We start from the raw sequence: 6,031 nt of genomic DNA, 5'->3' as shown, positions 1-6,031 counted from the left end.
GCGTCCGCGGAGTCCATCACGACGGTGCCCTCGGCCAGCATCCGCCGGTAGCCCGCGCCGAAGGCGACCCCGGTCAGCTCGGCGATGCGCGCGTTCGCGCCGGGGATGTGCGGGAACGCCGACGCGGGCAGGGCACGCGGCCCGGTGAACAGCCCCCCGGACAGCACCTCCAGCTCGATCCGGTCCGCGTTCGCGGCGGCGAACTCGTGCAGCGCCGGAGCGAAGCCGTAGCACCAGCCGCAGTAGGCGTCGAACGCGTACGTCAGCCGGGCACGGCCGGCGGGGTGTTCCTGGTGCATGGGAGTCCTCTCCTCGGCTGCTGTCCCTCTCCGGAAACCGTAGGGCGGGAATCCGGTCGCAACCGGATACGCTCACGACTCGTGATGGTCAGAACTGGACAGCCGGCGGGCGGGCGCATCACCGACGTCGGGTTCGCCGCCCCCACGGGAACCCCGGCCGGAGTCGAGGTGCTCTCCCTCGCCGCCCTGCGCGAACGAGCCCCCGTCCGGCTCGGCGAGGGCCGGCTCACGCTCCCCCAACGCCCCGACTTCCACCACCTGGTCACCCTCTCCGCAGGCCGCCTGCGGCACACGGTCGACTTCACCGGCCACACCCTCGAACCCGGCGCCTGGCTGTGGGTACGCCCCGGCCAGGTCCACCAGTGGGGCGACCTCCGCCACGCCGAGGGCACCCTGGTCCTCTTCGAACGCGACTTCCTCGACCCGGCCACGGTGACCGCCGCCGGCCTCGACGAACGGCACGCCCCCGCACACCTCACGCCCGTCGGCGAGGACCGCACGGCCCTGGAGTTCGCCCGCGCACACCTGGAACACGAGTTCCGGGCCCTCGGCCGCGTCCCGCTGGAGGCGCATGTCCTGATCCTGCGCCACCTGCTCGGCGCTCTGGTACTGCGCGCCGCTCACATCGAGGCGCCCGGCAGCCCGGCCGCCGGTCCGAGCGAGCCGTACACGCGGTTCCGGGCCGCCGTGGACCGCGACTTCGCGCGCTGCCGCCGCGTCGAGGAGTACGCCCGAGACCTCGGCTACTCGGCCCGCACGCTCTCCCGCGCCACCCTCGCCGCCGACGGGGTCACCGCCAAGGAGTTCGTCGACCGCCGGGTCCTGCTGGAGGCCAGACGGCTGCTCGCGCACAGCGACGAGTCCGCCGCACAGATCGCCGGCCGGCTCGGCTTCTCCAGCGCCACCAACTTCGGCAAGTTCTTCCACCGGCACACCGGCGAGAGCCCCCTCGGCTTCCGCCGCACGATCCGCGGAACACAGGTTTGAGCCGCCGGAATCCGGCCACCGATCACCCACAGGATCACCACACTTTCGCCGGTTTCCTGCTCGAAAAAGCACTTCGGATCCGCCGACCGGCGGGGGTGATCCCGCTGACCGGCGGATGGCATTCCGGATTTCGGCTGCACGAGGTTGGGACGGTGACAGACATCGACGGCGCCACCAAGGCGCCCTTATCTCCCCAGCCCGCGGCCGACCCCACCGCGGAAACCTCCCCCCGAGTGCCGGTCGCGCGGCTGGTCGGCGTGGACCTCGCCCGCGCGATCGCCGTGATCGGAATGTTCTCCGTGCACGTCGGCCCCTTCGGGGGAACCGACAGTGCGGTCGCCAACTGGTTCCTGGAACTCGCGGGCGGCCGGGCCTCCGCCCTGTTCGCCATGCTCGCCGGGTTCTCGCTGACCCTGATCGCCGGCCGCCCGAAGCCGAAGGAGGGCCTCGCCTTCCGGCAGGCCAAGGCCCGCATCCTGATCCGCGCCGCCGTCCTGCTCGTGGTGGGCACCGCCCTGGCGATGACCAACTTCGGCGGCGCCGGGATCCTCAACTTCTACGCCCTGTACTTCGTGCTCTCCCTGCCCCTGCTGCGCCTGCCGGCCCGCAAGCTCGCCGCCGTGGCGCTCGTGCTCGCGCTCGTCACCCCCCAGCTCAACTACGGGCTGCGGCTGCTGCTCTCCGAGTCGGCCGTGAACACCATCAACACGTACGACCCCCTGGCACGTGTCAGTGACGTCGGCGTCCTGCACCTCACGCTCCTCGGCCTCTACCCGGCCATCACCTGGATGACGTTCGTCGTCACCGGCATGGCGGTCGGCCGCCTCGACCTCACCTCGTGGGACGTCCGCAAGCGGCTCGCCGCCGTCGCCGCCGGGATGATCGCGTTCGGGTACGGCGTCTCGTGGCTGCTGCTGAAGGCGACCGGCGGCGCGAAGTACGTCATGTCGGAGGGGCCGTCCCCGGAGGACCTGGCGAAACTGATGTCCGACCCGGCGGCGGCAGCGGGTGCGTTCGACTCGCCCGTCGGCCACGACCTGTGGGGCACCCAGGCGTACGGGCTGCTGGCGGCCGTACCGCACAGCGGCTCCACGTTCGACCTCATCGGCGCCCTGGGCATCGCGATCACCGTGCTGCTGTGCGCGACCGTCGCGATGGAGCGGCTGCACTGGCTGCGCAAGGCGCTGACACCTGTCATCGCCGTCGGCACCATGTCCCTCACCCTCTACGTGGGCCACATCCTGGCCATCCTCGCCCTGCCCGGCGAAGCGGCCACCCCGCCCCAGGACGCGGGCGTCCCGCTGCTTCTCTCCTTCATCGCCGGGGCCATCCTGTTCGCGGGCGTCTGGTCCCGCTTCTTCCGCCGGGGACCGCTGGAGGAGATCCTCCACCGGGCCACCAAACCGGCCTCGTCTATCCGCTGAACCCCGCCGCACGCACGTCACGCGGACTCGCGCCCAGCTCACGGCGGCACGCCTTGTTGAACGCCTGGAGATCGGCGATGCCCACGGCCGCCGCGACGGCGGTGACCGACAGGGTCGAGGACGTCAGCAGGTGACGGGCGCGCTGAAGACGCCGGAACCGGACGTACGACACGACGGTACGTCCGGTCTCGGCACGGAAGACACGAGTCAGGTGGGTGTGCGAGATACCGACCGCGCGGGCCACGTCCGGCACGGACAGCGGTCCGGCGAGATGCTCCTCCACGTACGCCTGCGCGGCGGCCACGAAGGGGTGGCGGTGCCCGGCGCCGTCGTCCCCGTTCCCCGCCAGTTCGGCGATGCGCCACAGCGCCGTCCACACCTCGGCCGTGGCCCGCGCGGGGGAGTTCGGCATGGCCGTCACCGCGTGCCGCAGGAGTTCGGCGAGGCGGGTGTCCGAGGCGTCCTGCATCACCGGGACAGTCCGGGCGGCGCCGCTCGCGCCGAGGCGCAGGTGGACGTAGAAGTGCTCCGAGCGGCCCCGGTAGCGGAAGTGGACCTCGGTGTCCGGCGGGACGAGGCTGACGTGGCCGGGGCGGATGCGGTGGGCCGACTCGCCGAGGGTGAGGAGGCCGTCGTAGTGGTAGAGGTGCAGCTGCCACAGGTCAGGCAGCCGGAAGACCTCGTGCGGGGTGGCGACGCCGTGTACCCCGATGCCGGCGGCGGCCACGGCGGGCGGCTCGTCGAGCCGTAGCGTCACGTGTTCCATCAGGTCGGAAAATTACCAGTACTCGGCGAATCCGTCCCACGACCAGGGGTGTGCGGGGCCCTTACGGTCGTCGCATGTCAACCAGCAAGCAACTCCTGACGTCGGTTCAGGCGGCGCGGTTCGTCACGCAGGGGTTCCTGCGGCTGGACGCGGTGGTGCCGCCGGAGATCAACGAACGGGCCGTCGCGACCCTGGCCGAGGGCCTGCCCGGCGTGCCCTACGGCACCCCGCTGAGCAAGGCGTTCGCGCAGGACACCTTCGTCCGTGAACTCCTCGCCCTGCCGGCCGTCGCGGGCGCGATCGAGAGCCTCGTCGGCCCCGAGCCGACCGTCGACCACCAGGCGGTCCACGTCCGCGAGCCGAACGAGGGGTACGCGCAGCCCCTCCACGGGGACGCGATCATCGACGTGCGGCCGGACGCGTTCGACATCCAGCTCATGTACTACCCGCACGAGGTGACCGCCGACATGGGCGGCACCCTCAGCGTCCCCGGCACCCATCTGCGCCGCATCAACGAGACGGACATCGGCCGCGTCCAGAACATGCGCGGACAGACCCGGCTGACCTGCCCGGCCGGCACGGTTCTCCTCCTGCACCACGGCATCTGGCACGGCGGCCGGCGCAACGACACCTCCCGCCGCCGCTACATGTACAAGCTCCGCCTGAACCCGACCGTGCCCCAGGTGCGGCTGTGGGACACCGCCGACCTGCACGACCCGGCGGTCGAGAAAGAGCTCAACTGGTACTTCCCCTGGGGTGAGCAGGCCAGCGCCCGGCTGGACGTCTACAACCGGGTCCTGCTGTGGCGGGCCCTGACCGGCGACGAATCGTTCGACATCGAGTACTGGGTCACGCGCGTCACCAACCGCCCGGCCCGAAGGAGCCACGCATGAGGCAGCGCGTTCTCGTCCTCTACCTGTCGACGTCCGCGCTCGACTCCCACGTCCTCGGCTGGTCCGAGTACGACGGCACCGGACGCACCCGCCCCACGACCGGCGACAGCGACGAACCCCCCTACGGCACCGGCCTCGACGCCCTCCTCGACGGCTGGCGGCTCTTCCAGGCGGCCCAGCTCCTGCCGCCCGAGCACGGCCACGAGTACGACGTCTCCTTCCTCAAGCACGAGTTCTTCTTCGAGAAACTGGAGGAGTGACCGTCAGAGCGGCTCGGAACCCGGCAGCGGCTGGGTGCACCAGATCGTCTTGCCGCGCGCCGCGTGCCGGGTACCCCACCGCTGCGTGAGCTGCGCGACGAGCAGCAGCCCCCGCCCGCCCTCGTCGAAGGTGCGGGCGCGGCGCAGATGCGGTGCCGTGTTGCTGGCGTCGGACACCTCGCAGATCAGCGAGGTGTCCCGGATCAGCCGCAGCCGGATCGGCGGCTCCCCGTACCGGATCGCGTTCGTGACCAGCTCGCTGACGACGAGTTCGGTCACGAACGCCTCCTCGTCGAGCCCCCACGCGGCCAGCTGCTCCACGGCGAACCGCCTCGCGTGCGGCACCTGCGCGGGATCGGGCTCGATGTCCAGATCGGCGACGTGGTGGTGCTCCAGCGCGTGCGTGCGGGCGAGCAGCAGGGCCGCGTCGTCGGTGCGGCGGCCCTGGAGCAGGGTGTCCGTCACCGTGTCGCACAGCGCGTCCAGCGACGCGGCCGACGGGTCGAGGAGCCGGCGCAGGCCCTCGATGCCCTGGTCGATGTCCCGCTCCCGGCTCTCCACCAGCCCGTCCGTGTACAGCGCCAGCAGGCTGCCCTCGGGCAGCTCCAGCTCGACGGACTCGAACGGCAGCCCGCCCACGCCGAGCGGCGGACCCGGCTGGACGGACACCGGTGCGAGCGTGCCGTCCGGGAAGACGATCATCGGCAGCGGGTGCCCGGCGCTCGCCAGCGTGACCCGCCGGGACACCGGGTCGTACACCGTGTACAGGCAGGTCGCCCCGGACTCGCCGGTCGGCTGGAAGTGGCTGTCGGGCCGCAGGTCGTCGGCCAGGTGCAGGACCAGGTCGTCGAGGTGCGTCAGCAGCTCGTCCGGCGGCAGGTCGACGTCCGCCAGCGTACGGACCGCCGTCCGCAGCCTCCCCATCCCCGCCGAGGCGTGCAGGCCGTGGCCGACGACGTCGCCGACGACCAGGGCGACCCGGGCGCCGGACAGCGGGACGACGTCGAACCAGTCGCCGCCGACCTCCGCGCCCGTCCCGCCCGGCAGATAGCGGGACGCCACCTCGACCGCTTCCTGATGGGGCATCCCCTGCGGCAGCAGGCTGCGTTGCAGGGTGAGCGCGGTCGTCCGCTCCCGCGAGTAGCGGCGGGCGTTGTCGAGGGCGACGGCCGCCTTGGTCGCGAGCTCCTCGGCGAGGATCAGGTCGTCGGCGGTGAACGCCTCGGGCCGGTCCAGGCGGGAGAAGGTGACGACGCCGAGCAGCGCGCCGCGCGCCCGCAGCGGCACGGTGATCCGGCCGGTCAGGCCCTCCGCGGAGAGGGCCGCGTCGATCACCGGGTTGCCCGGCGGCCAGTGCGCGGGGTCTGCGGCGAGCCCCGGCCCGAACGCCCACTCCCCGCCC

6 protein-coding genes and 1 pseudogene are annotated in these 6,031 nt (G+C 72.3%); 4 read left to right on the top strand and 3 right to left on the bottom strand.

From position 1 onward, the window contains the following. A pseudogene (locus ACVNF4_RS31155) lies at nucleotides 1–299 on the bottom strand (DsbA family protein); the annotation flags it as partial. 84 nt (nucleotides 300–383) lie between these two features. Here ACVNF4_RS31155 and ACVNF4_RS31150 point away from each other — a divergent pair. Next, a complete protein-coding gene (locus tag ACVNF4_RS31150) occupies nucleotides 384–1,286 on the top strand; it encodes a helix-turn-helix domain-containing protein (RefSeq protein WP_461806232.1) in 903 nt (300 codons plus the stop codon). A gap of 152 nt (nucleotides 1,287–1,438) precedes the next feature. Continuing rightward, complete coding sequence (locus ACVNF4_RS31145) at nucleotides 1,439–2,710, top strand: heparan-alpha-glucosaminide N-acetyltransferase domain-containing protein (RefSeq protein ID WP_461806231.1); 1,272 nt, start codon at nucleotides 1,439–1,441, stop codon at nucleotides 2,708–2,710. Here ACVNF4_RS31145 and ACVNF4_RS31140 read toward each other — a convergent pair. Then, complete coding sequence (locus ACVNF4_RS31140) at nucleotides 2,700–3,476, bottom strand: helix-turn-helix domain-containing protein (RefSeq protein WP_461806230.1); 777 nt, start codon at nucleotides 3,474–3,476, stop codon at nucleotides 2,700–2,702. The genes ACVNF4_RS31145 and ACVNF4_RS31140 overlap by 11 nt on opposite strands. 74 nt (nucleotides 3,477–3,550) lie before the next feature. Here ACVNF4_RS31140 and ACVNF4_RS31135 point away from each other — a divergent pair, with 74 nt between their 5' ends. Then, a complete protein-coding gene (locus ACVNF4_RS31135) occupies nucleotides 3,551–4,369 on the top strand; it encodes a phytanoyl-CoA dioxygenase family protein (RefSeq protein WP_461806229.1) in 819 nt (272 codons plus the stop codon). Further along, nucleotides 4,366–4,629: a hypothetical protein gene (locus ACVNF4_RS31130; RefSeq protein WP_461806228.1), complete on the top strand. Its 264-nt coding sequence runs from the start codon at nucleotides 4,366–4,368 to the stop codon at nucleotides 4,627–4,629. Before ACVNF4_RS31135 ends, ACVNF4_RS31130 begins: the two co-directional genes overlap by 4 nt. 3 nt (nucleotides 4,630–4,632) lie before the next feature. On the opposite strand, the gene ACVNF4_RS31125 is transcribed toward ACVNF4_RS31130, so the two are convergent. Beyond that, nucleotides 4,633–6,031: ATP-binding SpoIIE family protein phosphatase (locus tag ACVNF4_RS31125; protein ID WP_461806227.1), on the bottom strand; the 1,399-nt coding region annotated here is incomplete at its 5' end.

The organism is Streptomyces sp. S6, assembly GCF_054880855.1.
This window is presented reverse-complemented; position numbering and strand designations above follow the sequence as displayed.

Coding starts and splice junctions, on each gene's coding strand:
- ACVNF4_RS31150 (WP_461806232.1), top strand. CDS start 384: ATGGTCAGAACTGGACAGCCGGCGGGCGGGCGCATCACCGACGTCGGG.
- ACVNF4_RS31140 (WP_461806230.1), bottom strand. CDS start 3,476: ATGGAACACGTGACGCTACGGCTCGACGAGCCGCCCGCCGTGGCCGCC.
- ACVNF4_RS31135 (WP_461806229.1), top strand. CDS start 3,551: ATGTCAACCAGCAAGCAACTCCTGACGTCGGTTCAGGCGGCGCGGTTC.
- ACVNF4_RS31130 (WP_461806228.1), top strand. CDS start 4,366: ATGAGGCAGCGCGTTCTCGTCCTCTACCTGTCGACGTCCGCGCTCGAC.